23 protein-coding genes are annotated in these 24,901 nt (G+C 72.6%); 13 read left to right on the forward strand and 10 right to left on the reverse strand.

What is annotated here, in order from left to right:
- Positions 1–5: 5 nt before the first annotated feature.
- Together BXA11_RS12955 and BXA11_RS12960 are read right to left on the reverse strand one after the other, a co-directional pair.
- On the reverse strand, positions 6–1,373 hold the full coding sequence (locus BXA11_RS12955) for an AllF/FdrA family protein (RefSeq protein WP_076434706.1): 1,368 nt from the start codon (positions 1,371–1,373) through the stop codon (positions 6–8).
- The gene (locus BXA11_RS12960) at positions 1,370–2,275 is read right to left on the reverse strand and encodes an oxamate carbamoyltransferase subunit AllH family protein (RefSeq protein WP_030505378.1); all 906 of its coding nucleotides are present in this window, start codon (positions 2,273–2,275) and stop codon (positions 1,370–1,372) included. Before BXA11_RS12960 ends, BXA11_RS12955 begins: the two co-directional genes overlap by 4 nt.
- A 272-nt stretch (positions 2,276–2,547) precedes the next feature.
- On the opposite strand from BXA11_RS12960, the gene BXA11_RS12965 reads away from it, so the two are divergent.
- From BXA11_RS12965 to cutA, 6 genes are all read left to right on the forward strand, one after another.
- Positions 2,548–4,125 carry a PucR family transcriptional regulator gene (locus BXA11_RS12965; RefSeq protein WP_076434782.1) on the forward strand — a complete coding sequence of 526 codons (1,578 nt, stop codon included), beginning with the start codon at positions 2,548–2,550 and terminating at the stop codon, positions 4,123–4,125.
- Positions 4,126–4,190: 65 nt separating this feature from the next.
- The gene (locus tag BXA11_RS12970) at positions 4,191–4,418 is read left to right on the forward strand and encodes an RNA-binding S4 domain-containing protein (protein WP_231513690.1); all 228 of its coding nucleotides are present in this window, start codon (positions 4,191–4,193) and stop codon (positions 4,416–4,418) included.
- 144 nt (positions 4,419–4,562) lie between these two features.
- A complete protein-coding gene (locus BXA11_RS12975; protein WP_030505375.1) occupies positions 4,563–5,945 on the forward strand; it encodes a uracil-xanthine permease family protein in 1,383 nt (460 codons plus the stop codon).
- Between the two features lie 27 nt (positions 5,946–5,972).
- Positions 5,973–6,848, forward strand: a complete 876-nt coding sequence (locus BXA11_RS12980) for an FAD binding domain-containing protein (RefSeq protein ID WP_076434707.1) — start codon at positions 5,973–5,975, stop codon at positions 6,846–6,848.
- Positions 6,845–7,345 (forward strand): (2Fe-2S)-binding protein, encoded by a 501-nt coding sequence (locus BXA11_RS12985; RefSeq protein ID WP_030505373.1) that lies wholly within the window; start codon positions 6,845–6,847, stop codon positions 7,343–7,345. The genes BXA11_RS12980 and BXA11_RS12985 overlap by 4 nt, the downstream gene beginning before the upstream one ends.
- Positions 7,342–9,726 (forward strand): aerobic carbon-monoxide dehydrogenase large subunit, encoded by a 2,385-nt coding sequence (cutA, locus tag BXA11_RS12990; RefSeq protein WP_076434708.1) that lies wholly within the window; start codon positions 7,342–7,344, stop codon positions 9,724–9,726. The genes BXA11_RS12985 and cutA overlap by 4 nt, the downstream gene beginning before the upstream one ends.
- A 6-nt stretch (positions 9,727–9,732) precedes the next feature.
- Here the strand turns inward: cutA and BXA11_RS12995 are convergent, their stop codons facing one another.
- Genes BXA11_RS12995 through BXA11_RS13010 form a run of 4 tightly spaced genes read right to left on the reverse strand, consistent with a single transcriptional unit; the run spans position 9,733 to position 12,832 of the window.
- A complete protein-coding gene (locus BXA11_RS12995; protein WP_076434709.1) occupies positions 9,733–10,125 on the reverse strand; it encodes a type II toxin-antitoxin system VapC family toxin in 393 nt (130 codons plus the stop codon).
- Positions 10,122–10,382: a type II toxin-antitoxin system VapB family antitoxin gene (locus BXA11_RS13000; RefSeq protein ID WP_076434710.1), complete on the reverse strand. Its 261-nt coding sequence runs from the start codon at positions 10,380–10,382 to the stop codon at positions 10,122–10,124. Before BXA11_RS13000 ends, BXA11_RS12995 begins: the two co-directional genes overlap by 4 nt.
- Before the next feature lie 57 nt (positions 10,383–10,439).
- Positions 10,440–11,351: a cytochrome d ubiquinol oxidase subunit II gene (gene cydB / locus BXA11_RS13005; RefSeq protein ID WP_076434711.1), complete on the reverse strand. Its 912-nt coding sequence runs from the start codon at positions 11,349–11,351 to the stop codon at positions 10,440–10,442.
- Between the two features lie 11 nt (positions 11,352–11,362).
- Positions 11,363–12,832: a cytochrome ubiquinol oxidase subunit I gene (locus BXA11_RS13010; protein ID WP_076434712.1), complete on the reverse strand. Its 1,470-nt coding sequence runs from the start codon at positions 12,830–12,832 to the stop codon at positions 11,363–11,365.
- A gap of 496 nt (positions 12,833–13,328) precedes the next feature.
- Between BXA11_RS13010 and BXA11_RS13015 the strand changes: the two genes are divergently transcribed.
- Positions 13,329–14,033 carry an SRPBCC family protein gene (locus BXA11_RS13015; protein ID WP_076434713.1) on the forward strand — a complete coding sequence of 235 codons (705 nt, stop codon included), beginning with the start codon at positions 13,329–13,331 and terminating at the stop codon, positions 14,031–14,033.
- A 133-nt stretch (positions 14,034–14,166) separates the two neighbouring features.
- Here BXA11_RS13015 and BXA11_RS13020 read toward each other — a convergent pair whose 3' ends face one another.
- Together BXA11_RS13020 and BXA11_RS13025 are read right to left on the reverse strand one after the other, a co-directional pair.
- Entirely contained in the window at positions 14,167–15,345 is a 1,179-nt protein-coding gene (locus BXA11_RS13020) for an FAD-dependent oxidoreductase (protein WP_076434714.1), read from the reverse strand.
- 139 nt (positions 15,346–15,484) lie between these two features.
- On the reverse strand, positions 15,485–16,132 hold the full coding sequence (locus tag BXA11_RS13025; RefSeq protein WP_076434715.1) for a PadR family transcriptional regulator: 648 nt from the start codon (positions 16,130–16,132) through the stop codon (positions 15,485–15,487).
- A gap of 127 nt (positions 16,133–16,259) precedes the next feature.
- Between BXA11_RS13025 and BXA11_RS13030 the strand changes: the two genes are divergently transcribed.
- From BXA11_RS13030 to BXA11_RS13050, 6 genes are all read left to right on the forward strand, one after another.
- Positions 16,260–16,922 (forward strand): DsbA family oxidoreductase, encoded by a 663-nt coding sequence (locus BXA11_RS13030; protein ID WP_076434716.1) that lies wholly within the window; start codon positions 16,260–16,262, stop codon positions 16,920–16,922.
- A gap of 94 nt (positions 16,923–17,016) precedes the next feature.
- Positions 17,017–19,062: a hydantoinase/oxoprolinase family protein gene (locus BXA11_RS13035; protein WP_076434717.1), complete on the forward strand. Its 2,046-nt coding sequence runs from the start codon at positions 17,017–17,019 to the stop codon at positions 19,060–19,062.
- Entirely contained in the window at positions 19,052–20,899 is a 1,848-nt protein-coding gene (locus tag BXA11_RS13040) for a hydantoinase B/oxoprolinase family protein (protein ID WP_076434718.1), read from the forward strand. Before BXA11_RS13035 ends, BXA11_RS13040 begins: the two co-directional genes overlap by 11 nt.
- A 122-nt stretch (positions 20,900–21,021) precedes the next feature.
- Entirely contained in the window at positions 21,022–21,177 is a 156-nt protein-coding gene (locus BXA11_RS43100; RefSeq protein WP_156080693.1) for a hypothetical protein, read from the forward strand.
- A 156-nt stretch (positions 21,178–21,333) separates the two neighbouring features.
- Complete coding sequence (locus BXA11_RS13045; RefSeq protein ID WP_076434719.1) at positions 21,334–22,515, forward strand: CaiB/BaiF CoA transferase family protein; 1,182 nt, start codon at positions 21,334–21,336, stop codon at positions 22,513–22,515.
- Entirely contained in the window at positions 22,512–24,014 is a 1,503-nt protein-coding gene (locus BXA11_RS13050) for a carboxyl transferase domain-containing protein (protein WP_076434720.1), read from the forward strand. The genes BXA11_RS13045 and BXA11_RS13050 overlap by 4 nt, the downstream gene beginning before the upstream one ends.
- Here BXA11_RS13050 and BXA11_RS13055 read toward each other — a convergent pair.
- Together BXA11_RS13055 and BXA11_RS13060 are read right to left on the reverse strand one after the other, a co-directional pair.
- Complete coding sequence (locus BXA11_RS13055; RefSeq protein WP_030505359.1) at positions 23,993–24,445, reverse strand: hypothetical protein; 453 nt, start codon at positions 24,443–24,445, stop codon at positions 23,993–23,995. The two genes, BXA11_RS13050 and BXA11_RS13055, sit on opposite strands and share 22 nt — an antisense overlap.
- The gene (locus tag BXA11_RS13060) at positions 24,442–24,900 is read right to left on the reverse strand and encodes a hypothetical protein (RefSeq protein ID WP_076434721.1); all 459 of its coding nucleotides are present in this window, start codon (positions 24,898–24,900) and stop codon (positions 24,442–24,444) included. Before BXA11_RS13060 ends, BXA11_RS13055 begins: the two co-directional genes overlap by 4 nt.
- Between the last annotated feature and the right edge of the window lies 1 nt (position 24,901).

Below are 24,901 nucleotides of genomic sequence, written 5' to 3' on the forward strand. Positions count from 1 at the left end.
GCCCGTCACCCGCCCGCGAGGTGACGGGCGTGCCGGGCGGCCGCGGCGTTGGAGGTGAAGACCGCCGCCCCGGCGTCGTTCAGCCGGGCGGCCTGGGCGCGCAGCCCCTGCGGGTCGCCGTCGGTGCCGACGACGGCCACGACCACGTCCACGCCCCTGGCGACCGCGTCGCGGATCGCGGGCGCGAGCCAGGAGGACGGGTCGGGGTCGGCGCCGTGCCCGAGCACGACGTCCATCAGCACGACGCCGGAGGCGACGCCGCGCAGGGCCTCCAGGCGCAGCGCCGGGTCGATCATGGGATGGGCCCGGCCCCGGGTGTAGGAGTCGTCGCCGAAGTCGGTGAACCCGCCGGCACCCGCCACGAGGGCCGCCTCCGCGCACAGCGTGCCCCCGGCATAGAGCCCCCGCAGGGCCCTGCCCGGCTCCGCGGCTCCGTCGCGCGCGGGCGCGGGCCAGGAGGGCCACTCGGGCACGTCGCGGCCGAGGGCCCGCAGCACCTTCTCCGCCGCGGTGGTCAGGTCGTCCTGCCCCGGCCCGAGCAGCGCGGCGACGACCGGCGTCGTCAGGTCGAGGTCCCGCACGGCACGGGCCACCTCGGGGGCGGGGGGCTTGGAGACCAGCACGATCAGCTCGGTCGCCGGGTCGTCGTCGAGCGCGCGCAGCGCCTGCACGGCCGAGCGCCCGCCCACCGCGGCGGACAGGTCCCTGCCGCCCACGCCGAGCACGTGGGAGACGCCGACGCCGGCGAGGTCGAGCAGGCTCGTCACCTGCTGGGCGCCGGTCCCCGAGGCGGCCACGACGCCGACGGGCCCGGGGCGCAGGACGTTGGCGAAGCCCAGGCCGGCCCCGCCCACGACCGCGGTGCCGCAGTCGGGCCCCATCACGAGCACGCCCCTGGCCCGTGCCAGGTCCTTGAGCAGGATCTCCTGCTCCACGGGCACGTTGTCACTGAAGATCATCACGGATAGCCCGGCCTCCACGGCGTCGAGCGCCTCGGCGAAGGCGTGCTCGCCCGGCACGCTCACCAGCGCCAGGCTCGCGTCGAAGGCCCGCGCCGCCGCCCGGGTGGTGCGCGGCGGCGCCTCGCCCCGCGTCCCGCTCGCCTGCGCCCGTGCGGCGAGCTGTCGCTCCAGTTCGGCGGCGGCGTCCTCCAGCTCCGCCGGCGAACCGGCCCGGACCGCCACCAGCAGGTCGCCGGGCGTCGCGGACGGCACCGCGAAACCGAGGTCGCGGGCGAGGCCCAGGTTGAGCTCGGTCGCCATCGCGACGACGGCGACGGCCACCCCGGGCCGTTCGGTGAGCGCCCGGCTCACCCGCATCAGCGTGACGGAGTCGCGGTAGACCCCTGGGCGCACCTCGACCAGGTCGTTCAACGGCCCTCCCGATGAGCGAGGACGGCGGACAGCCCGATCTGCACGCCCCACGCCAGATCCGCGCCCGAGGTGTGGCCGAGGCGGAGCAGGCGGTGCACGGCGGGCTCCAGCGGCTGGTGCCCGGCCACGCCGCGCAGCACCCCGGTGACCTCCGGGCTCGCCTCCCCCCTCGCGGCGCAGTGCAGCAGGGTGGCCGAGATGGGCGTGGTCCTGGTGCGGGCGTCGTAGGTGACCACCGCGGCGAGCCAGTCCGCCAGCCAGACGGCGCGCGGCACGCCCGCCGCCGCGCCGAGGTGCCGCAGCGCGACCAGCAGGCCGGCGAGCATGTCGTCGCCGCTCGGCGTCAGTCCCGGGCCGAGGCCGATCAGCCGCTCGGCCGCGGTGATGCTCTCCACCAGCGAACCGGCCCGGCAGCCGCGCTCCAGCAGCGCCGGGGCGCCGTCCGGGTCGAGTCCAGGCCGCCGGGGGGAGGCTCCGCGGACACGGCCGAGCACGCCGAGGGCGGGCGCGAGCCGTACGGGATCGGCGGGGCCGAGCGGGGGAGCGGGGTCCCACCAGCGGCGCACGCAGATCGAGACGCCGCCGACATCGACGGAGCCCTCGCCGACCCAGGCGTCGTCGCCCGCCGACACCCCGTCGAGGCGCTCGGGGAGCAGCACGGCGTTGGGCAGGCGGGTGGCCTCGCCCGTGACCACGGCGACGACGTGCGGCTCGGACTCGCTCCTGATCTCCAGGTAGAGCGCGAGGGGAAAGGCCGCGAGCACTCTGGCCGGGCGGCGGGGCGCCTCGAGCGCGGGCCGCACGGCCACGCTCGCGGCGCCGCTCATGAAGGTGGGGGCCGCCGGGGGGCGGGACGCGGGCGTCGCCGCCCGCCGCCCTCTCGGGCGCGTGCCAACACTCACCGGACCTCCCGAAGCAGTCGTTGCCGACGCTAAGCCCCGCCCTCCCCCCTCCGTACGGAGAAAGATGCCAACAGTCGGCCGAATGCTTGGCTCTTCCTGCCAGGACCGCCGTCGGGCACAATCGGCCTGAGACGTCCCCGGAGCGGTCCGCGAGGCACGAGCGGCCCGCGTAGCGAACGAGGAGCGGTGAGCGGCCGACGGCCCGAGGACGTCGCGACCCGGTGACGGCACTCTCGGAGACGGCATTGCAGAACGACCCGGCCCCGCCCGCGATGCGCCTGGCAAGCACCGGAACGATCCTCCACGGCGTGTCGGTGGGCGAGGTGCTCGGGGTCTCGACGCTGGCGGACGCCCGCCTGATCGCCGGGCGGAGCGGTCTCGACCGCATCGTGCAGCGCCTCAACGTGATGGAGGTGCCCGACATCCTCGCCTGGGTGAAGCCGCACGAGTTGCTGCTCACCACGGGCTACCCGCTGCGCAACACGCCGCAGTCGCTCGACCGGCTCGTGGCCGACCTGGACGAGCGCGGCCTCGCCGCGCTGGCGATCAAGCTGGGCCGCTACCTGGACGAGCTGCCGGGGGAGATGGTCGAGCAGGCCGACCGGCTGGGCTTCCCGCTGATCCTGCTGCCCAACGACGTGGGCTTCGACGACATCCTCAACCAGGTGCTCACCGACATCCTCAACCGCCAGGCGGCGATCCTCGCCCGCGCGGAGGAGGCGCACCGGGCGCTCGTGCAGATCGTGCTGGCCGGGGGCGGGATGCGGGAGGTCACGGCGGAGGTGGCCGGGCTGCTGCAGGTGGCGGTGGGGGCGACCGACGCCGCGGGTCATCTCCTCGCGGCCGCCGGGGAGTCCGCGCAGGTGGCGCGGCTGCGGGAGATCACCGCGGCCCTCGCGCGCACGCCGTCGGCCCCGCCGCCGGGCGGCGACGGTCACTACGCGGCGGTGCCCGTCGTCGCGGGCGGGCACCACCACGGGAAGATCGCGGCCTTCAGCGCCCACGGCACGCTGACCCCCAGCGACATCGGCATCCTGGAGCGCGCCGCGACCGTCGCCGCGCTGGTGATCACCAAGCAGGAGGCGGTCACCGCCGTCGAGAGCAAATATCGCGCCGACTTCCTTCGCGACGTGCTCACCGGCAGGGGCGGGCTGCGGGTGGCCGAGCGCGCCCAGGCGTTCGGCTGGGACCTGGAGCGCCCGGTGAGCGTGCTGGTCGCCGAGATCGATCCGGACGCCGAGGAACGACCGGTCCAGGACCGCATGCTGGCGGCGTGGCAGGCGTCGGTGCGCAAGCACGACCCGCGCGGCGCGGTCGCCGGCTTCTCCCACGAGGTCGTGGCGATCGTCGGGGCGGCGGCCGACCCGGCCAAGGTGGCCAGGGACGCGCTCGCCGCCGTCACCGACGGCACGTTCTCCACCGGCCTCAGCCGGGTCGCCTCCGGCGCGGACGCCCTGCCCGGCGCGTACGGCCAGGCGTTGAAGGCCGCCCGGGTGGGCCGCCAGCTCCACGGGGCCGGCGCGGTCGCCCACTTCGACGAGCTGGGGGTCTACCGGCTGCTTTCGCTGGTGAACGACACCGATGAGCTGCACGCCTTCGTCCGTGAGACCCTCGGCCCGCTGGCCGGGGACGACGACGCGGAGAACGCCGACCTGCGTCGCACCCTGCAGGCGCTGCTGGAGACGAACCTCAACGTCGCGGAGACCGCGCGCCGCCTGCACTTCCACTACAACACCCTGCGTTACCGCATCGGGAAGCTGGAGCGCATGCTGGGCAACTTCACCGAGGACGCCCATCTGCGGCTCAACCTCACCCTCGCCCTGCACGTCCTGCGCATGCGAGGCATCTGAGTGTCCTGCCCCGAGTCTCCTGCCCCGAGACGGGCGGCACCCCCGGACACTCCTAGGCTGGCGGGGTGAACGACGCGAAGGCCCCAGCGATCACCTTCGAGCTGGACGGCGACTACATCCCGCTCTGCGATCTCCTCAAGTTCTGCCAGATCACCGACAGCGGCGGCGCGGCCAAGCACCTCGTCGCGGAGGGCCGGGTGCGCGTCGACGGACGCGTGGAGCTGCGCAAGGCCTGCAAAATCCGGGCGGGCCAGGTCGTCACCGGCGACGGGTACACGATCCGCGTGGTGTGACGCCCCGGAGGTCACCGGTTTGGCAGATCATGCCCATGTCTGACGCGCACGCCAGTCCTACAGTGCCCCAAACGGTGAACGCCGCGGAGGGACGCCTGCGGGGTGGCCGACCGGCCCACGGCCCAGTGAGCAAGAGGGGCGTATATGGCTTTCAGATGGACGGTGCACGGCGACGGCAGAGGGCTGGCTCCCGGTGAGGTCGTCAAACCCGACGAGAGGCTGAGCTGGCCGCGCATGGTCGGCATCGGCGCCCAGCACGTGATCGCCATGTTCGGCGCGACCTTCGTGTTCCCCCTCGTCATGGGGCTGGACCCGAACACGGCCGTGATGATGTCGGGTGTCGCGACGATCCTGTTCCTGCTCTTCACCCAGGGGCGGATTCCCAGCTATCTGGGCACGTCGGCCTCGTTCGTCGGCGGCGTGGTGGCGGTGCGTGCGGCGTTCGGCGGCGACACCCCGGCGGCCGACCAGGTCGTGACCGGCGCGATCCTCGTCGCCGGCCTGGTGCTCGCCCTGTGCGGCGTGGCGATCCACGTGCTCGGCGTGCAGATCATCCACCGGATCTTCCCCCCGGTCGTGACCGGCGCCGTGGTCATGCTGATCGGCTTCGGCCTGGCGTACGTCGTGGCCGACGTCTACTGGCCGCAGGACCCGTGGATCGCGCTGATCACGATGGTCGCGACGTTCGTGTTCATCGTGCTGTTCCGCGGCTTCCTCGGCCGGATCGGCGTGCTGCTCGGGCTGGTCTTCGGGTTCGTCCTGTCCTGGCTCGCCGACAAGGTGCTCGGGAACATCACCGCCTACAACGCGGGCACCGGCAAGATCGACACCCATCCCCGGGTGAGCTTCCAGGCCGTCGCCGACGCCGACTGGATCGGGCTGCCGCACTTCCACGCCCCGTCGTTCCAGGCGTCGGCCGTGCTGGTCGTGCTGCCCGCCGTGATCGCCCTGATCGCGGAGAACGTCGGCCACGTCAAGGCCGTGGGCCAGATGACCGGCGCGGACGTCGACCCCCAGATGGGCAGGGCGGTCATCGCCGACGGCGTCGGCACCGCGGTCGCGACCGCCGTCGGCGGCTCCCCCACCACGACCTACGCTGAGAACATCGGCGTCATGGCGGCCACCCGGGTCTACTCGACGGCCGCCTACTACATCGCCGCGATCATCGCGATCCTGTTCGGCCTGTGCCCCAAGTTCGGCGCGCTGGTCGCCGCCACGCCCGGCGGCGTGCTCGGCGGCGTCACGGTCATCCTGTACGGCATGATCGGGTTGCTCGGCGCGAAGATCTGGGTGGAGAACCGGGTGGACTTCGCCGACCCGGTCAACATGGTGCCGATCGGCGCGGGCATCATCCTCGCGATCGGGCCGGTCACCCACCAGATCACCGGCGACTTCTCGCTCGCCGGGATCGCGCTCGGCACGATCGTGGTGCTCGCCGGCTATCACCTGCTCCGCGCCATCGCGGGCAGACGAGCGAAGGAGGTCACGGGTGGGGAGATCGGACTCGAACGCGACCCGGCCGTTTGACCGGCCCGCGCCGCGGGTGCGGACGCGATGAAACCGCCTCCGTTCGTCTACCACGGCCCGGCCACCCTCGGCGAGGCGCTCGACGTCCTCGCCGAGGCCGGGCCGGGCGGGAAGGTGCTGGCGGGCGGCCAGAGCCTGATCCCGCTGCTCAACATGCGGCTGGCCGCGCCCGCCCACATCGTCGACGTGAACCGCGTGCCCGGCCTGGAAGGGATCGAGGCCGGGCCGCCGGGCGTACGCGTCGGGGCCCTGGCCCGCCACGCCGCGGTGGAACGCTCGCCGGGGGCCGCCGCCGCGCAGCCGCTGCTGCGGCAGGCGCTGCGGCTGGTCGCCCATCCGGTGATCCGCAACCGCGGCACGGTGGTGGGCAGCCTCGTGCACGCCGACCCCGCCGCCGAGATGCCCGCCGTGCTCGCCCTGCTCGGCGGATCCGTACGGCTGGCGAGCCGGGGCGGGGAGCGGGAGGTGCCGGCCGCGGAGTTCTTCACCGGCCCGATGGAGTCGGCGCTGCGGCCCGGCGAACTGGCCCTGTCGGCGTTCTTCCCCGCGCTGCCCCCTCGGTCGGGCACGGCCTTCCACGAGGTGGCCCGGCGGCACGGCGACTACGCGGTGGCCGGGGTGGCCGCCGCCGTCACGCTGGACGAGGACCTGCGCGTCGCCGCCGCCCGCGTCGCCTGCGTGAGCGTGGGACCGGTCCCGGTCGTCCTGGACGTGACCGCGGCATGCGGCCCGCGTCCGGCCGCCTCGATCAAGTGGGAGGCCGTGGCGGAAGCCGTACGGGACCGGATCGATCCGGAGGGCGACATCCACGCGACGGCGGACTACCGGCGGCACCTCGCCGGGGTGCTCGCCGCCCGGGCGCTGCGGGACGCGGCCTCCGCGGCCCGCGGGGAGGAATCGTGAACGAGACACGCCATCACGTGACGCTGACGGTCAACGGGGTCCTGCGGGAGGCGACGGTGCCGGGGCGGCGGCTGCTGTCCGACTGCCTGCGCCACGACCTCGGCCTCACCGGCACCCACGTGGGCTGCGAGCACGGCGTCTGCGGCGCCTGCACGGTGCTGCTCGACGGCGAGCCGGTGCGGTCGTGCCTGACGTTCGCCGTCACGGTGGACGGCCACGAGATCACGACGGTGGAGGGGCTGGCGCGCGACGGCGAGCTGTCGCCGGTGCAGCGGGCCTTCACCGAGTGCCACGCCCTGCAGTGCGGGTTCTGCACCCCGGGGTTCCTGTGCACGGTCACCGCGTTCCTGCGGGACAACCCCGTGCCGACCGAGGAGGAGGCGCTGGAGGCCGTGGCGGGCAACCTGTGCCGGTGCACCGGCTACCAGAACATCCTCAAGGCGGTCCACCGCGCCGCCGAGTTGCAGGCGGAGCTTCACGCGGAGGAGGACCGGTGACGACGAAGCTGTTCGGTGAGCCGGTCCGGCGGCGCGAGGACGGCCGGCTGATCACCGGGCAGGGGCGCTACCTCGACGACCTGGGCGAAGGCGCGCTGGCCGCCGCCTTCGTCAGGTCGCCGCACGCCCACGCGCGGATCCTCGACATCGACGTGTCGGCCGCCCTCGACGTCGAGGGCCTGGTCGCGATCTACACGTGGGAGGACCTGCCGGGCGCGCTGGCCGAGCCGCTGCCGCTGCTGATCCCGCACCCCGCGCTCACCCACGGCCGTACGGCGTACCCGCTGGCCCGGGAGATCGTCCGGCACGTCGGCGAGCCGGTCGTGATGGTCGTCGCCCGCGACCGCTACCTCGCCGAGGACGCCTGCGCCCTGATCAGGGTCGACTACGAGATCCTCAAGCCGGTCGTGGGCATCGAGGAGGCCGTGCGCGGTGTCCACCTCGTGCACGAGGACGTGCCGGGCAACGTCGGCGCGCACCTCGTCCAGGAGGTGCCGGGACCGGGTGGCGTGACCGCGCGGGACGCGATCGCGGCCGCCCCGCACACGCTGGAGTTCCGCCTCGACATCGAGCGCAGCGCGTGCATGCCCCTGGAGGGGAAGGGCGTGTACGCCCGCTGGGACGCCGACGACGGGTCGCTGCGCGTCTACTCCTCCACGCAGACGTCCACGAGCGTGCGGATGGCGATCGCGGCCAAGCTCGGGCTGCCGCTGCCCAAGGTGGAGGTCGTCGCGCCCGACGTCGGCGGCGGGTTCGGTGTCAAGATCGTCCATCCGTGGCCGGAGGAGGTCCTCGTGCCGTGGGCGGCGCGGCTGCTGAACCGCGAGGTCAAGTGGGCCGAGGACCGGCGCGAGCACTTCGTCTCCTCCTCCCACGAGCGCGGCCAGGTCCAGCACGTGCGGGTCGGGTTCGACGACGAGGGGCGCGTCCTCGGCCTCGACGTCGAGATCCTGCACGACCACGGCGCCTACACGCCGTACGGGATCATCGTGCCGATCATCACCTCGACGCAGCTGCTCGGGCCGTACAAGGTGGGGGCCTACCGGGTCGAGTTCTCCTCGATCTACACCAACACCGTGCAGGTCACGCCGTACCGGGGCGCGGGCCGCCCGCAGGGCGTGTTCTGCATGGAGCGGACGATGGACCGCATCGCCGCCCATCTCGGCAGGGACCGCACCGCGGTCCGCGCGGCCAACTTCATCCAGCCGGACGAGTTCCCGTACGACCAGGGCATGACGTTCCAGGACGGGCGGCCGTTGATCTACGACAGCGGCGACTACCCCGAGGCGCTGCGCCTGCTCAAGGAGCTGATCGGCTGGGACTCCTTCCCCGAGGAGAAGGCCCGCGCGGCGGCCGAGGGCCGCAGGATCGGCATCGGCGTCGGCTGCTACGTCGAGGGCACCGGCGTCGGCCCCTACGAGGGCGGGCATGTGCAGGTCACGTCCGACGGCCGGGTGCACGTCTCGACCGGCCTGACCTCGCAGGGGCAGGGACACGAGACGGTGTTCGCGCAGATCGCGGCCACCGAGCTCGGCGTGCCGATCGAGAAGGTGTCGGTCGTCACCGGCGACACCCGGCGCTTCGGCTACGCCGTGGGCACCTTCGCCTCACGGGCGGCCGTGATGAGCGGCAACGCGATCGCGCTCGCCTGCCGGAAGGTCAGGGAGAAGGCGCTGCGGATCGCGGCGGAGGCGCTGGAGGCCGACCCGCGCGACCTGGAGATCACCGACGGGATGGTCCACGTCGCCGGCGTGCCGTCGGCGTCGATCCCGCTGGCGACCGTCGCCGTGCTGTCCAACCCGCTGCGGTACGCCTTCGACGAGGAGGCCAGACGGGCCACCCAGTTCGCCGGGGCCGCCTCCGACGACAGGCCGCCGGTGGCGGAGGGGGAGGAGCCCGGCCTGGAGGGCCGGGACTACTACTCACCGGTCAGGTCCACCTTCGCGGCCGGCATGCACGCGGCGATCGTGGAGACCGACCGGGACACCGCGGAGATCAGGATCCTGCGGTACGCCGTCGTCCACGACTGCGGCAAGCTGATCAACCCGATGATCGTCGAGGGTCAGATCCACGGCGGGGTCGCCCAGGGCGTCGGCGGGGCGCTGTACGAGAAGATGGCCTACGACGAGCACGGCCAGTTGCTGAACGCCTCGTTCATGGACTTCCTGATGCCGTACGCCACGGAGGTGCCGCGCATCGAGACGGCCCACCTGGAGACGCCCTCGCCGCTGAACCCGCTCGGGATCAAGGGCGCGGGGGAGGCCGGGGTCATCCCCGTCTCCGCCGTCATCGCCGGTGCGGTCGAGGACGCCGAGGACATCACGATCGCCCGGATGCCCATCTCCCCCTCCGACCTGTACGCCCTGCGTCAGGACCGGTGACCACCGTCAGAGCGCCGGGGTCACGTCCGTGTGAGTGAAGTCGTCACCCTTGAACAGGAGTGGTTCCCGGCACTCTCTCGCGAGCGCGTAGGAGAAGCAGTCGCCGAAGTTCAGTCCTGCTTTGTGACCGCTGCCCCTGCCGTAGTCCCAGTAGGCCCGGCGCGCGGTCCGCGCCTGCTCAGGCGTGACCGGCATGATCTGCACCCTCATCCGGGCGAGAAGGTCGTCCAGGAGCCGTGACGCAGCGGGGTCGCGGGCACGCTCGACCACCGCGGCCAACTCGACGTAGGTCCCCGCCGAGATCCGTCGCGTCGGCGCATCCCTGATGGTTCTGGCCAGGTCGATGGCGTCCGGCTCTCCGTTGATGATCGCGATGATCGCGCTGGTGTCGATGATCACGACGGAAGCCCGGTCTCAGGGTCATAGAGGAAGTCGCTGGACAGGTCGAGCTCGCCTACTCCCGAGCGGATCCTCGCGGCAAGGGCGAGGATGTCGTCTGCCATCGTGGCGTCCTCGGTCTGCTGCAGCTTCGCGAGCAGCCGCTCGTGCCTCTCCCGTAGGGCGGAGATGACGGCGGCGGTCTTGCTCTCACCGGTGAGCGCCCCGATCTCGGCCGCAAGTCGCTCGGCCTCGGGATTCTTGATGTTCAAGCTCACGGCCGCCCCCTTCTACCCTGTCTACCTTCCAAATCTACCCCTTCTGCCATTCCTGACTCAGGACACGTGGGCGGTGAGGCGCTTGCGGAAGACCCAGTAGGTCCAGGCCTGGTAGGCGATGACGCCGGGCAGGGCGAGCAGGCCGATCCAGGTGAGGACCGTCAGCGTGTACGGCGCCGAGGCCGCCTCGGCCAGGGTGAGCCCGGGCAGGGGAGCGGTCCACAGCACGCCGAAGACGGTGGCCGTCGTCGCGGCGATCGCCGTCGCGGTCGCGGTGAAGGCCCAGCCCTCACGGCGGCCCCACACCAGCGTCACCCCGGCAGCCAGCGCCGCGGCGGCGAGCAGGGCGGTGCCCAGCGTCCATCCGGGCCCCTTGCCGGGCACGGACGGCAGCGTGGCGAGCGCGACCGGCACCGCGCCGACGGCCGCGAGCAGTGCGGCGCGGCGGGCCCGGGCGCGGACCCCGCCGGTCGTCTTGAGCGCCACGAACACCGCGCCGTGCAGCACGGCCACCGACAGCGACAGGGCGCCGCCCAGCACGGTCGCCAGCGCCGTGCCGAACAGCAGGTTGCCGAAGATCGCGCCCCACAGGAACGCCGGCAGCACGCTGCCGGTGACGATCCCGGCGTCGCACAGCGCGACCTCGCGCCGGGAGTGGACCTTGCCCCGCCACTCCAGGCCCACCCCGCGGACGATCAGGCCGGCGATGACGAGGAAGACCGGCAGGTAGAAGCCGCTGAGCAGGCCCGAGTACCAGGCGGGGAAGGCGGCGAACATCGCCCCGACCGCGGTGATCAGCCACACCTCGTTGCCGTCCCAGACCGGCCCGATGGTGCCCAGCACCTGCTTGCGGTCGGCCTCCGACCGCGACAGCAGCGGCAGCAGCGCGCCCACGCCGAAGTCGAACCCCTCCAGGACGAAGTAACCCGTCCAGAGGAACGCGATCACGATGAACCAGAAGGTCGTCATCTCGTGGCTCCTCAGTACATGAGCGTCGGCGTGAGCCGCGCCTCGTCGGGGCGGGCGGGAACGGCGCCGGTGGGCGCGTTCTCGACCGGCGGCAGCTCCGGGCCCGCCTTGACGTGCCGCACCAGCAGCACGCCCTCGGCCAGCGCCAGCACGCCGTACAGGACCGTGAAGACCGCCAAAGTGATCGCGACCTCGCCGAGCGAGACGCCGGGCGACACGCTGGCGGCCGTCATGAGCTCGCCCTGCACGGTCCACGGCTGGCGGCCGATCTCGCTCAGCAGCCAGCCCGAGATGATCGCGACGGCGGGCAGCGGGAGCGCCAGAACGCACAGGCGGGCGAACCAGCCGGGCACCGGCTTCGCCGTTCCGCCGCGCTGCCGCCGGGGGCGCCTGGTCAGCCACAGGCCGAGCGCGGACAGGCCGACCGTGGTCATGCCGAAGCCGATCATCACGCGGAACGACCAGAAGACGACCGGCACGTTCGGGGTGTAGTCGGCCGGTCCGAAGGTCTTCTCGTACCGCGCCTGGATGTCGTCGATGCCCTGGACCGTCGCGCGGGGGTCGTGCGCGGCGAGCAGGCTGAGCAGGCCGGGCACCTCGACGCCGGGCGCGATCGAGAACGGCGCGCCGGCGGTGTCGTGGCGCAGGCCCTCCGCCGCGGCGAGCTTCATCGGCTGCTGCTCGCGCAGCAGCTGGCCGGACAGGTCGCCGCTGCCGGCGACGACGGCCCCCGCGATCGCCGTCATGACGAGCGCGGCGCGCAGGCTCGTGCGCCACATGTCCGGGAGACGGCGCACCGGCACGGTCGCGTCCTGGGCGGCCGGGGCGTTGCGGCGGCCGGGCAGCACGGTGAGGCCGCGCTCGCGCAGGATGCGGTAGCCCGCGACGGCGATGACGAACCCGCCCGCCACGACGAACGAGGCGGCGACGACGTGCGGCACCTGGGCGAGGGCCGTCGAGTTGGTCAGCACCGCCCACAGGTCGGTCATCCTGGCCCTGCCGTCCACGACCTCGTAGCCGACCGGGTGCTTCATCCAGGCGTTGGCCGCGAGGATGAAGTACGCCGACAGGTTGGAGCCGATGACGGCCGCCCACAGGCAGGCGAGGTGGATCCGCTTGGGCAGCCGGTCCCAGCCGAAGATCCACAGGCCGAGGAACGTCGACTCGAGGAAGAACGCGAGCAGCGCCTCCAGCGCCAGCGGCGCGCCGAACACGTCGCCGACGAAGGTCGAATACTCGCTCCAGTTCATCCCGAACTGGAACTCCTGGACGATGCCCGTGACCACGCCCATGGCGAAGTTGATCAGGAAGAGCTTGCCGAAGAACTTCGTGAGCCGGAGGTAGTGCTCCTTGCCCGTCAGGTGCCATGCGGTCTGGAGTCCGGCGACGTAGACGCCCAGCCCGATCGTCAGGGGTACGAAGAGAAAGTGATAGACGGTGGTCACCCCGAACTGCCACCGTGCCAGGTCAAGCGCGTCCATGTCTCCCTCACGCCAGAGCTCTACGGCTCGTAGTTCTATCTCCAGTAGTACTACAAGCTGTAGAGCATTAGGGCTCCGCGATGTGCGATCTTCGTCACAGCCGGGCGGGGTGCCGCCCGGGCCCCGTTCGCGGTGCCGTATCCCCGTTGCCTGCAGTGCCGACCATCGCGGTCGGATCGTCCCGGTCGCCAGGGACATCGGTCCCGCCCCGCCGGGAGCGCCTCCTGGGGAGGCACGGGATCAAGAGTGGACGAACGATGACAAGTGCCGCGTCCGCCGCGCGGGTGATTCACCCGTACGCCGCGCGGTTGACGGTGCGGAGGCCGAATCGGCGGGCGGGCGTACGGGTCGGCGTAGCGGCGGCGAGACACTTCCGGTAGCCGGCCGTACGGCCGGGCATGTGAACTCTGCACGACCACGGCGCCGTGCCGGGGCAGATCTTGCCGTTCTCGCCGTACGGGTGATTCTCTAGGGTGCTCGGCATCGGAGGTGGCTCATGAAGGTCTCGGGCAGCGCGCTGGTCGCGGCGGAGCGCAAGCGGGTCTGGGACGCCCTCCAGGACCCTGCCGTCCTGGTCCGGACGATCCCCGGCTGTGAGCGCTTGGAGACGATCGGCGAGGACGTCTACGCGATGACGGTGACCGCGGGGGTCGCCTCGATCAAGGGTGTCTACCAGGGTGAGGTGGCGCTGCGCGACCAGGAGGAGCCGGACCGGTTCACGCTCGGCGCGCGTGGTCAGGGCGCGCCCGGCACGGTCGAGGCGACCGTGGCCGTACGGCTGAGCGACGCCGGGGGCGGCACCCGGGTCGACTACGACGCCGAGGCCGTCGTCGGCGGCATGATCGGCGGCGTGGGGCAGCGGATGCTCGTCTCGGTCGCCAAGAAGACCGCGGGGGAGTTCTTCTCCGCCGTCGAGCGGCACCTGCTGTCCGTGCCCGCCGTGTCCGCAGGAACCGTGTCCCCGGGAACCGCCGTCGTCGCGGCGGGGCCGGTGGCGGCGGCCGGCGATGAGCGTGCGGCGGTGACGGCGGCCGTGACCGGGCAGGCGGCGCCGCGGGTGTTCACGCGAGAGGCCGTGGCCGCGCCCCGCCGGGGCGTGCCGGCCTGGACGATGCTCGCGGCGTTCGGCACGGGCGCCGGGGTGGCGCTCGGCAGCGCCGTCATCGGCTGGCTCCTCGGCCGCCAGGGCCGGCGCAGGTAGGCCACGGGTAGGTAGGGCCCGGTAGGCAGGCCCCGCAGGTGGGGCGCGCGCGCGACCGAGGACATTTCGCGACTCCGCGGACGGGCCGGTCCCGCCCGGGGCGGAACCGGCCCGTCGTGGTGGGGCCGGCGACCTAGGAGAGGGCGCCGACGGGTGCGTCCCAGTCGATGCGGTAGCGCTGCTCGGGGCCCACGGTCTTGTCCGGATCCATGAACGTCTTCAGCAGCAGCGGCATGAGCAGCGGCATCAGCTTCTGCATGACCGGGCCCGGCGTCTTGGCGTGGTTGGCCTTTGAGGCGCGTGCCGCCACCTTCTCCACCCGGCTGCGGCGGAGCCGCTCGTACGTGGCGAACGCCTGCGGCACGTCGTCGATGTCCCGCAGGCAGCGGGCGAGCTGGACGCCGCTCTCGATCGAGAGCGACGCGCCCTGCCCCGAGCTGTTCGACGGCGCGTGGGCGGCGTCGCCGACCAGGACCATCCGGTCGCGGTGCCAGTGCGGCACGCTGGGCATGATGTAGAGCGCGCCCGTCACCTGCATCGACGTCACCGGGGTGTGCCGGAGCAGGTCGCCGCCGGGCACGTCCTCGCCGTACGTCTCCCGGAGGACGCGCATCCACTCCTCGCGCGGCACCTCGCGGGCCTGGGCGAGGGACAGGGGCCGGTGGTAGGGCAGGTTGACGCCCCAGGTGCTGCCGCCCGCGGCGTTGCGCCAGTAGAGGTAGTAGCCGCGCCTGCCGAAGGCGAAGACCGTCGTCTCCGGATCTTCGGGCACCTCGTACGACGACACGCCCTCCAGGCCGAGCATCCCGGTCCACTTCGGGCCGGGCGCGTCCGGGTCGATGAGGCGGCGAACGGTGGAGTGGACGCCGTCGGCGCCGACCAGGACGTCGAACCGGGCCCGGCTGCCGTCGCCGAAGACCGCCGTGTGGCCCTCGACCCCGGTGAGCCTCTTGCCGTACTCGATCGTGACGCCCTGCTTCACGGCCTCGTCGCGGAGCGCCCGGTAGAGGTCGGCGCGCCGGACCATGTGCAGCGGTCCGGCCTCCAACAGGCCGGGCAGCTTCAGGCGTGTGCGATTGGCGAGCGTCATCACCGAGCGCGTGATGGGCTGCGCGGCCGCCCGCACCTCGCCGGCCACCCCGACGATTTCCAGCGCCGCCATGCCGTTGGGAGCGAGGCCGAGCGATCCGCCGGCGCCGTCGGCGCCGGTCGGGTACGCCTCGTAGACGGTGGCGTCCATGCCCGCCTTGCGCAGCGCCAGCGCGGTGACCGGACCGGCGATGCCGCCGCCGATGATCGCGACGTGTTTCATTTTCTCCTCCTGTCGATTGACGTGCTCGCCGAACCGTCATGGGAGGAGACCCGTTACTCTCGATTCGTCGCATCTTCGGGCCACCACATGCCGGTTCGAAGGTCTTCCTGGTGGCGGTGTTGCAGCACCGCCACCAGAGCTAAATGTCGGTGATCTTCTCTTCCGCGAGCTCCTTCATCTCGGCTGACAGCCCGCCGGCCTCGTGGAAGGCACGCCACTCCGCCAAGCCGGGGAATGTGCCGGAGGTCAGCTCGTCGAGCAGGGCGGCGATCCAGCCCTCTTCCGCCCTGAGTATCGCCAGGTCGTACTCCGCCTCGATGAGGAACAGGCGCGGCACCTGCGGGCTGTCACGGTCGTGGAGCTCCTGCAGTGTGGCGATCTCCTTCCTGATCGCCGCGAGCCGGTCGGCGAGCAGCACGGCCACGTCGTCCGGCGGGAGCACCGCCATGACCGACAGTCCGGCGCGAAACCACGGGAACTCCGTGTGGGGAACGCGGAGCAGTTCCCGGGTCCAGTCGACCAGCTCCTCCCGGCCCGCCTCGGTGATCTGGTAGACGGTCCGCTCCGGGCGGCGCCCCTGGCGGCTGCTCTCCAGTTCCTCGATCAGCCCATGCTTGGCCAGATTTCCGACGACCGTGTAGAGGGTTCCCCACTTGATCCCCATGTCGTGCTCTTTGTTCCAGCCGCGCAGGGCCGCCGCCATCTCGTAGGGATGCATCGGCCGATGCGCGAGCGCGGAGAGCACCGCCAACCCCAGTAGGTTCGCCACCCTGCGCCGCTTCGCCATCGACGATCACCCTTTGTGCTCGGTTACTCGTACACGAATATACGTGGGCGAGTCCGCACCCGCAAGACCGCGGATCCCACCCGCGCCTGGGGGAATCGGCCGTCGGTGCCGCTGGTTGGGACAAGTCGTGAAAGTCGAGATCTTCTCCGATGTCGTGTGTCCCTGGTGCTACATCGGTCACCACCGTCTCCGTCAGGCCGTGCGACTCTATGAGGGGGCCGTCGAGGTCGCCCATCGCCCGTTCCAGCTCGACCCGGACGGGGTCTCCGGCGGTGAGCCGCTGCTGGGAGCGCTGGAGCGCAAGTTCGGCGGCGCCGCCCGGGTGGCGCAGATGACCGGTCACGTCACGGGCGTGGCGGCGCAGGACGGGCTGGAGATCCGCTTCGACCGGGCGATCGCCGCCAACACCTTCGAGGCGCACCGGCTGATCCGGCTGGCCGGCCGCGCGGGGCGCGAGGCGGACATGGCCGACCGGCTCTTCCAGGCGCACTTCACCGACGGCCTCGACGTCGGCGACCCCGCCACGCTGGCCGCCCTGGCCGAAGAGATGGGGGTCGAGGACACGGGTGAGGGAGCGGAGGAGGTGCGCGCCGAGCTGGCCCGCGCCCGCGCGCTCGGCGTCCAGGCCGTACCGCTGTTCCTGTTCGAGGAGAAGTTCGCCGTCTCGGGCGCGCAGCCCGTCGAGACGCTCGTGGCCGCCCTGCGGGAGGTCGAGGAGCGCACGGCCCAGGAGAGGGCCGTACGCGTGCCGGACGGCGAGGACTGCGGCGACGGCACCTGCGCCGTGTAAGCCGCCGGTCCGGGCAGGGTCTGACGACAGGACGGCGATTCTTCGGCAGAGTGCGCCGGTTCTTCCGATCGGCGGCGATCGGTAAACACGGAGCATGTCCAGCGTCCGCATCGGGGTCGACACAGGCGGCACCTTCACCGACGTCGTGCTCGTCGACGAGGAGTCCGGCCAGATCGTCACGACCAAGACTCCCTCGACTCCTGCCAACCCGGCCGACGGGTTCATGGCAGGCGTTCACAAGGTGCTCGAGGCCCACGCGGGGTCCCGCGCCCTCGACGCCGTGTCGGCACTCGTCCACGGCACCACCGTCGCCACCAACCAGTTGCTGGAGGACCGCCCGGACGGCACGTCGCACCTGGGCTTCATCACCACGGAGGGCTTCGAGTTCGTCCTGGAGATCGCCCGGCAGAGCGTGCCGGACGGGTACGGCAACTCCTACTTCTGGGTCAAGCCGCCGCGGATCGTGCCCGTCCACCGGGTGCGGACCGTCGGGGGACGGCTCGACCACCTCGGCCGTGAGGTCCGGCCGTTCGACGAGGAGCGGGCCGCGGACGCCGCGCGGTGGTTCAGGGTGCGGGGCGTCACCGCGATCGGGGTGTGTTTCCTGCACTCCTACGCCAATCCGGAGCACGAACGGCGGATGCGCGAGGTGCTGGAGCGCGAGCACCCCGAGGCGGTCGTGTCGCTGTCGAGCGACGTGCTGCGGGAATACCGGGAGTACGAGCGGTCGGTGACCACGCTGGTGGACGCGGCGGTCAAGCCGATCATGCGGCGGTACATCGACAACCTGTCGGAGCGGCTGGGCCGGCCGTTCTCGGTCATGAAGAGCAACGGCGGGGTGCTGTCGGCGGCCGAGGTGGTGCACCAGCCGATCACGACCGTGCTGTCCGGTCCGGCGGCGGGGGCGCTCGGCGCGGCGCTGATCGCGGGCACCGCCGGGCACCCGAGCGTCATCACCCTCGACGGCGGCGGCACCTCGACCGACGTGGCCGTCGTGGTGGACGGGGAGCCGTCGCTGACGACCGAGGGCAGCATCGGCCGCTACCCGTGCAAGATCCCGATGATCGACATCGTCACGGTCGGGGCGGGCGGCGGGTCGATCGCCTGGACGTCCCCCGAGGGGACGCTGAAGGTCGGCCCGAAGTCGGCGGGCGCGGACCCCGGGCCGATCTGCTACGGCAGGGGCGGCACCGAGGTGACGGTGACCGACGCGCACGTCTTCCTCGGCCGGGTGCCCCCGCATCTGCTCGGCGGCGAGATCCCCCTCGACGTCGCCGCCGCGCGGGCGGGCGTCGAGGCGCTGGCGAACCGTCTGGAGCTGAGCCCGGAACGCTGCGCCACCGGGATCCTGGAGATCAGCGCGTTCAACCAGTCGAACGCGATCAGGCAGATCACGGTCCAGCGCGGCCTCGACGTGCGGGACTTCCCGATGGTCGCCTTCGGCGGCTCGGGGCCGCTGCTGGCCTGCCGTCTCATCGACATCCTCGGGCTGCCGGCCGCGATCGTCCCGCCCGACCCCGGGAACGTGTCCGCGTTCGGCCTGCTCACCGTGGACGTGAAGAACGACTACGTCCGCACGCACGTCGCCCGCGACCCCTCGCCCGAGGTGGTCGCCGGGATCCTCGCCGATCTGGAGGCTCAGGCCGCCGCCGCGCTCGACCGGGAGGGATTCGCCCGGCACGTGTACGCGCGCAGCGCCGACCTGCGCTACTACGGCCAGGCGTACGAGGTGCGGGTGCCCGCCCCCGACGGCCCGGTGGACGCGGAGTGGCTCGCCGTGGTCGCCGAGCGGTTCCACGCCGAGCACGAGAGGCTCTACGGGTACGGCTACCGCGACGACCACCGCCACGCCGTCGAGTGGGTCAACCTCCGGGTGTCGGGCATCGGCCCGATCACCCGGCCGAAGATCGCGCGCAGGCCCCTCCAGGAGGACGAGCCGAGCCCGGTCGCCACCCGCGACGTCTACTACGAGCGGTGGGGCCGGACCGTGATCTACCGCAGGGCCGACCTCGGCGCGGGGGCCGTGGTGCGCGGCCCGGCCGTGATCGAGGAGTACGGCTCGACCCTGCCGGTGCATCCCGGCTTCACGGCGACCATGGACGACTACGGCAACCTCGTGGTGGTGAGCGATGACCGATAGGACCGTCGACCCCGTGCTCGTGGAGATCGTGGAGGGAACGCTCGCCTCCGTGGAGATGGAGGTGGAGACCGCGATCGCCCGCACCGCCCGCTCGCCGATGATCCGCGACGCCCATGACTTCCGTGCGGGCATCCACGACGTGCGGCTGCGCAAGCTGACCGGGCGGTCCTACTCGGCGCTGGTGCAGCCGGTCGTCCGCGACTTCCCGGTGGACGCGATGCGCCCGGGCGACGTGTTCTTCCACAACGACGTCTACCTGTCCGAGGGGGGCATCGGCCACCTGCCCGACCTCTGCGTGACGGTGCCGGTCTTCCACGACGGAGACGTCGTCGCGTTCGTCCAGGCGTTCGGCCACCACGACGACATCGGCGGCGCCGTGCCGGGCTCGATGCCGTCGCACGCGCGCAGCGCGTTCGAAGAGGGCCTGATGGTCCCGCCGATCAAGCTGTGGGACCAGGGCGTGCCCAACCGCGCCGCGCTCACCATCATGACGCGCAACTCCCGGATGCCCGACTCGCTGGCCGGGGACCTCGACGCGGAGTGCTCGGCCTGCCTCATGGGCGCCCGGCGGCTCGGCGAGCTGTTCGACCGGTACGGCCGGGAGGCGGTCGAGGCGTGCTTCGACGCGATCATCGGCAAGACGACCGAGACGTTCCGCCGCGAGCTGCTCGCGAAGATCCCCGAGGGTGTGCACGTCTGGGAGGACTACGCCGAGCACGACGGCGTGGACGAGCCGCGCCTGCACACCCAGCGGATCACGCTCACCGTCGACCACGCGGCGGACACGCCCCTGACCATCGACTTCACCGGGACCTCGCCGCAGGCCAAGGGGCCGATCAACCACGCCGGCGACTACGCCGACGGCGTCTTCCTGAAGAAGTGGCTGGCGCCGATCCTGCGCAACCTCGCCGACACCCCCGAGCGGATGGCCGAGCTCGACGTCAACGAGGGCGTCGTCCCGCTGATCAAGATGGTCTTCCCGGAGAAGGGCACCCTGCTGACGCCGATCTTCCCCGCGCCCACCAACGCCCGTACGTTCGTGATCCTGCGCCTGCTCGGCGTGCTGGCGGGCGTGCTGGCCAAGGCGACCGGCGGCCGCATGCCCGCCGACCAGGAGACCATCCGCTACACCGGCGTGTACGGCGAGTCGGACGACGGGCCCTACCTCATGCGAGAGGTGCTCGGCGGCGGCTCGGGCGGGCGCTGGTACGCCGACGGGGAGGACACCATCCACGTGGTGCCCGACAGCCGCAACATCCCGGTGGAGTTCGCCGAGGCACGCTGGCCGTTCCGGGTCGAGCGGCTGGGCCTGGCCGTGGACAGCGGCGGGCCGGGGGAGTTCCGCGGGGGCCTCGGCTACGACAAGCACATCCGGATGCTGCGGGACGCCTCCTTCATGTCGATCGCCGACCGCTCGATCCTGTCGTGCTGGGGAGTCAACGGCGGCCGGGCGGGCCGTCGCTTCCAGGTCACCGTGGACGGGGTGGAGATGGAGGGCCTGGTCGACGACTTCCCCGTACGCGCCGGGCAGGTCATCCGCATCCGCACGACCGGCGGGGGCGGCTGGGGCTCGCCGTACGACCGGCCGGCCGAGAAGGTGGCCGCCGACGTCCGCGACGGGAAGGTCTCGCCCGAGGGCGCGCGTGAGGACTACGGCGTCGTGCTGTCCGTGTCACACGAGGCCGGGGCGGCCGACGAGGTCGTCGTCGACGTGGAGGCGACCGAGCGCCTGCGGGGGCGCCTGCGGGAGACACGTCCCGCCGCCTTCTTCGACCGCGGCCCGGGATACCCCGCACTCTCCGGCGGCCTCTCGCACGCGGAGGTGGACACCCTCTGACGCGCCGCTCGTCCCGGCTTCACCGTGTCGCGGCCCCGGCGCTCCGCCACCGGTGCGGTGATTGGCGGCGGCGTGCGCGGGTAGCCGTTCAGTAATGGCACAAACGGGATGGTGAGTTACAAATGGCATCTATCGTCCAGCGCATCAGGGAATACCTGCAGACTCCCAAGGGTCGCGAGAACGTCGACAAGGCCAAGACCATGGCGCGCGACCCGGAGAACCGGCAGCGGCTGCGCCGGCTGATGGACCAGTGGCGCGGCCACCGCACGCACCACTGACGCGGCGGATCTACCCGGCGTTCCCGGTTCGGAGGGGCCGTGCCGTACGGGCGGCCGGGAGCGCGGATCGGGCTGTCACTCCGGCGGGGTGATTTGGCAGGCTTGCCAGTGGAGACCGAAGGACGTTCTCCTTAGCGACCCCCGTGGAGGCTGGCCGTGCAGGGACCTCTCAGCGGCATCGTCGTCCTTGATCTGTCCCGGGCCCTCGCCGGGCCGCACTGCGCGCAGATGCTCGGCGACCTGGGCGCCCATGTGATCAAGGTGGAGCACCCGTCGGGAGACGAGTCGCGCGGATGGGGCACCTTCGTCGGCCCGGAGCACGACATATCCACGTACTTCCTCGCGGCCAACCGCAACAAGCGGTCGATCACGGTGGACATGAAGTCCGCGGAGGGCCGCGACCTGATCGAGCGGCTCGTACGGCAGAGCGACGTGCTGGTGGAGAACTTCCGCACCGGCGTGCTCGACCGCCTCGGATTCTCCATCCAGCGCCTGCACGCGCTCAACCCCCGACTGGTGATCCTGTCCATCACCGGGTTCGGCCACGACGGTCCCGAGGGCGGACGGCCGGGATACGACCAGATCGCCCAGGGGGAGGCCGGGCTGATGTCGCTGACCGGGCCCTCGCCCGACGAGCCCTACCGGGTCGGGGCCTCGATCGCCGACCTGCTCGCGGGCATCCACGGCGCGTACGGTGTGGTCGCGGCCCTGTACGAGCGCGAGCGCACGGGTCGCGGGACGGTCGTCAGGACGTCCCTGCTGGCGTCGGTGGTCGGTGTGCACTCCTACCACGGCACCGCCTGGACCGTCGGCGGCACGGTGCCGAAGGCGGGCGGCAACCATCACGCCTCCATCGCCCCGTACGGCGCCTTCCGTTGCGCCGACGGCATGATCCAGATCGCGGTCGCCAACGACGGGCAGTGGCGCAAGGTCGCCCAGCTACTGGACATTGATCCCGAAATGCCGAAATATGCGACAAACAGGCATAGGTTCGCTCATCGGGAAGAGCTGATCGCCGAGATGGAGAAGGCGCTGGCGGCACACGACCGCGAGCACTGGCTGGCGGCGCTGCGGGAGATCGGCGTGCCCGCGGGCGCGATCCGGTCGATCGACGAGGTGTACGCCTGGGAGCAGGTCCGGTCGCAGGGCCTGATCGTCACCGTCGACCATCCCGTGCTCGGCCCTATCGAACTGCCCGGCCCGGCGCTCCGCTTCGACCGCGGCGATCAGCCGGGGACATCGGCGACCGGCGAGGGGCACGCGGCGCCCCCCGCCCTGGGCCAGGACAACGACGCCGTGCTCGACTGGCTGGCCGAACGGGAGCGGCGGTCGCCATGAACGAAGGCGACGCGGCCAGGCCGGACGCGCGGTCGCTGATCGCGCGGATGCTCGACCCGCACTCGTGGAAGTCGTGGGACGAGCCCCCGCGGGACCGGGCCGAGCCAGGGTCGGCGTACGCCGCCGAACTCGCCCGCGTCCGGGCCACAACGGGCTACGACGAGTCGGTCGTCACCGGCGAGGGCACGCTGGACGGACGCCGGGTGGCCGTCGTCGCCTGCGAGTTCTCCTTCCTGGCCGGCTCGATCGGGGTGGCGGCGACCGAGCGGCTCGTCCGGGCCGTCGAGCGGGCCACCGCCGAGCGCCTGCCGCTGCTCGCCGCCCCCGCCAGCGGCGGCACCCGCATGCAGGAGGGCGCGCTGGCCTTCACCCAGATGGTGAAGATCACCGCGGCGGTCGCCACCCACCGCGCCGCCGGACTGCCGTACGTCGTCTACCTGCGCCATCCCACGACGGGCGGGGTGCTTGCTTCGTGGGGCTCGCTCGGGCACGTGACGGCCGCGGAGCCCGGCGCGCTCATCGGCTTCCTCGGGCCACGGGTGTTCGAGTCGCTGCACGGCTACCCGTTCCCCCAGGGAGTCCAGGTCGCGGAGAACCTGTACGCCCACGGGCTGGTCGACGCCGTGGTCTCGGCCGAGGACGCGCGGACGATGGCCATCCGGGCGCTGGATGTGCTCTGCGCCCCGCGCGAGGGGCTGGAGCCGGGCCGGGAACCCGAGGAGGCGGCCGAACCCGTACCGGCGTGGGAGGCCATCACCCGCTCGCGCCGCGACGATCGCCCCGGAGTGCGCGACCTGCTCGAATTCGGCGCACGGGACGTGACTCCGCTGCAGGGCACCGGCACGGGGCAGCGCGATTCCCGCCTGCTGCTGGCGCTGGCCAGATTCGGCGCCGCGCCCGCCGTGGTCCTCGGCCAGGACCGGCGGCGCGAGCGGGCGGGCAGCACGCTCGGCCCGGCCGGGCTGCGGGTCGCCAGGCGTGGCATGCGCCTTGCCGCCGAACTGCGCCTGCCGCTGGTCACGGTCGTCGACACTCGCGGGGCGGAGTTGTCGAAGGCGGCCGAGGAAGGCGGCCTGGCCGCCGAGATCGCCCGCTGCCTGGCCGACCTCGTCATGCTCGACGCGCCGACCGTGTGCGTGCTGCTGGGGGAGGGCGCGGGCGGTGGCGCGCTGGCCCTGCTGCCGGCCGACCGGGTCGTCTGCGCGCAGCACGCCTGGCTGTCGCCGCTCCCACCGGAGGGCGCGTCGGCGTTGCTCTACCGGACCGTCGACTTCGCCCCGGAGATCGCCGCCGCCCAGGGCGTACGCGCCGCCGACCTGCGGCGGAACGGCATCGTGGACAGGATCGTGCCGGAACGGCCGGACGCGGCGTACGAGCCGGAGGAGTTCTGCCGCAGGGTCGGCCGCACGCTCGAACACGAGATCGCGTGCCTGCTGGACCGCCCGGCGGCGGAGCGGACGGCGGCCCGCCTCGCCCGCTACCGGTCGCTCGGCTCGTGACCGTCCGGCCGGTCAGCGGTGAGCGGTACCGGCACGCGCTCCACCCGGATCGCGTGGACCTCGTCGCGGGGCACGACCACCTCGTAGGCGCCGTGGTCCACCAGCCAGTAGCCGAGCGCCTCGGCCTTCAGGCCGTCGTGGCCGGTGTAGGCGATGTGCAGGCCGCCCTCCCCGCCGTCGCCGCCGTCGTCCTCGTCCAGCACGAGGCACGGCTCGCCGCCGAACGCCCCGACCGTACGCAGCAGGGTCAGCCGATCCAGCACGGCCCGGCTCACCCGCAGCCGCCAGTAGCCGCCCGCGGCGGTGAACCCCTCCTGCGGCGTCTCGCTGAACAGCACCACGTCGTCGCCGCCGGGCCCGACCGCGGCGGCGTAGTCCCGCTCGCGGTAGCGGGCGACGAATCCCAGGCCGACCGGCTCGATCTCGCTCATCGCGCCGGCCGCCAGGTCAGGCCGTCGTACCCGGCGAACGGACGCTCCCCGCCCCCGGTGAGATGGACGATCTCCGCGCCCGCGGGGATCGGCATGGGCATCGTGTGGAACTGCGGCACCACCTGCTCGCGCGAGGCGGTGAAGCCGTTCCCCGTGAAGGGCGGTGCATCGCTCCAATCACCGCCCATGTGCGGGCCGTACGGGACGACGTAGGTGTCGATGTCCCGCGCGTCCCAGCGCATGATGTACAGCTCGGGCACGTCCGGCGTCAGCTCCGATCCGTCGAAGCACAGGTCGAGGGCCTCGACGAGCGCGGCGGGAGTGGTGAGACGGTCGCAGTCCTGCACCCGGTAGACGTAACCGGAGATGATCGTGCGACGCCCCGACAGGTACGGCACGAGCAGCCGCGGCGGAACCACCTTCTGCATCCGCGTCCTGCGTCCCGGCTCGCTCATG

Origin of the sequence: Microbispora rosea, from assembly GCF_900156315.1 — a bacterium.
Taxonomy (GTDB): Bacteria; Actinomycetota; Actinomycetes; order Streptosporangiales; family Streptosporangiaceae; genus Microbispora; species Microbispora rosea.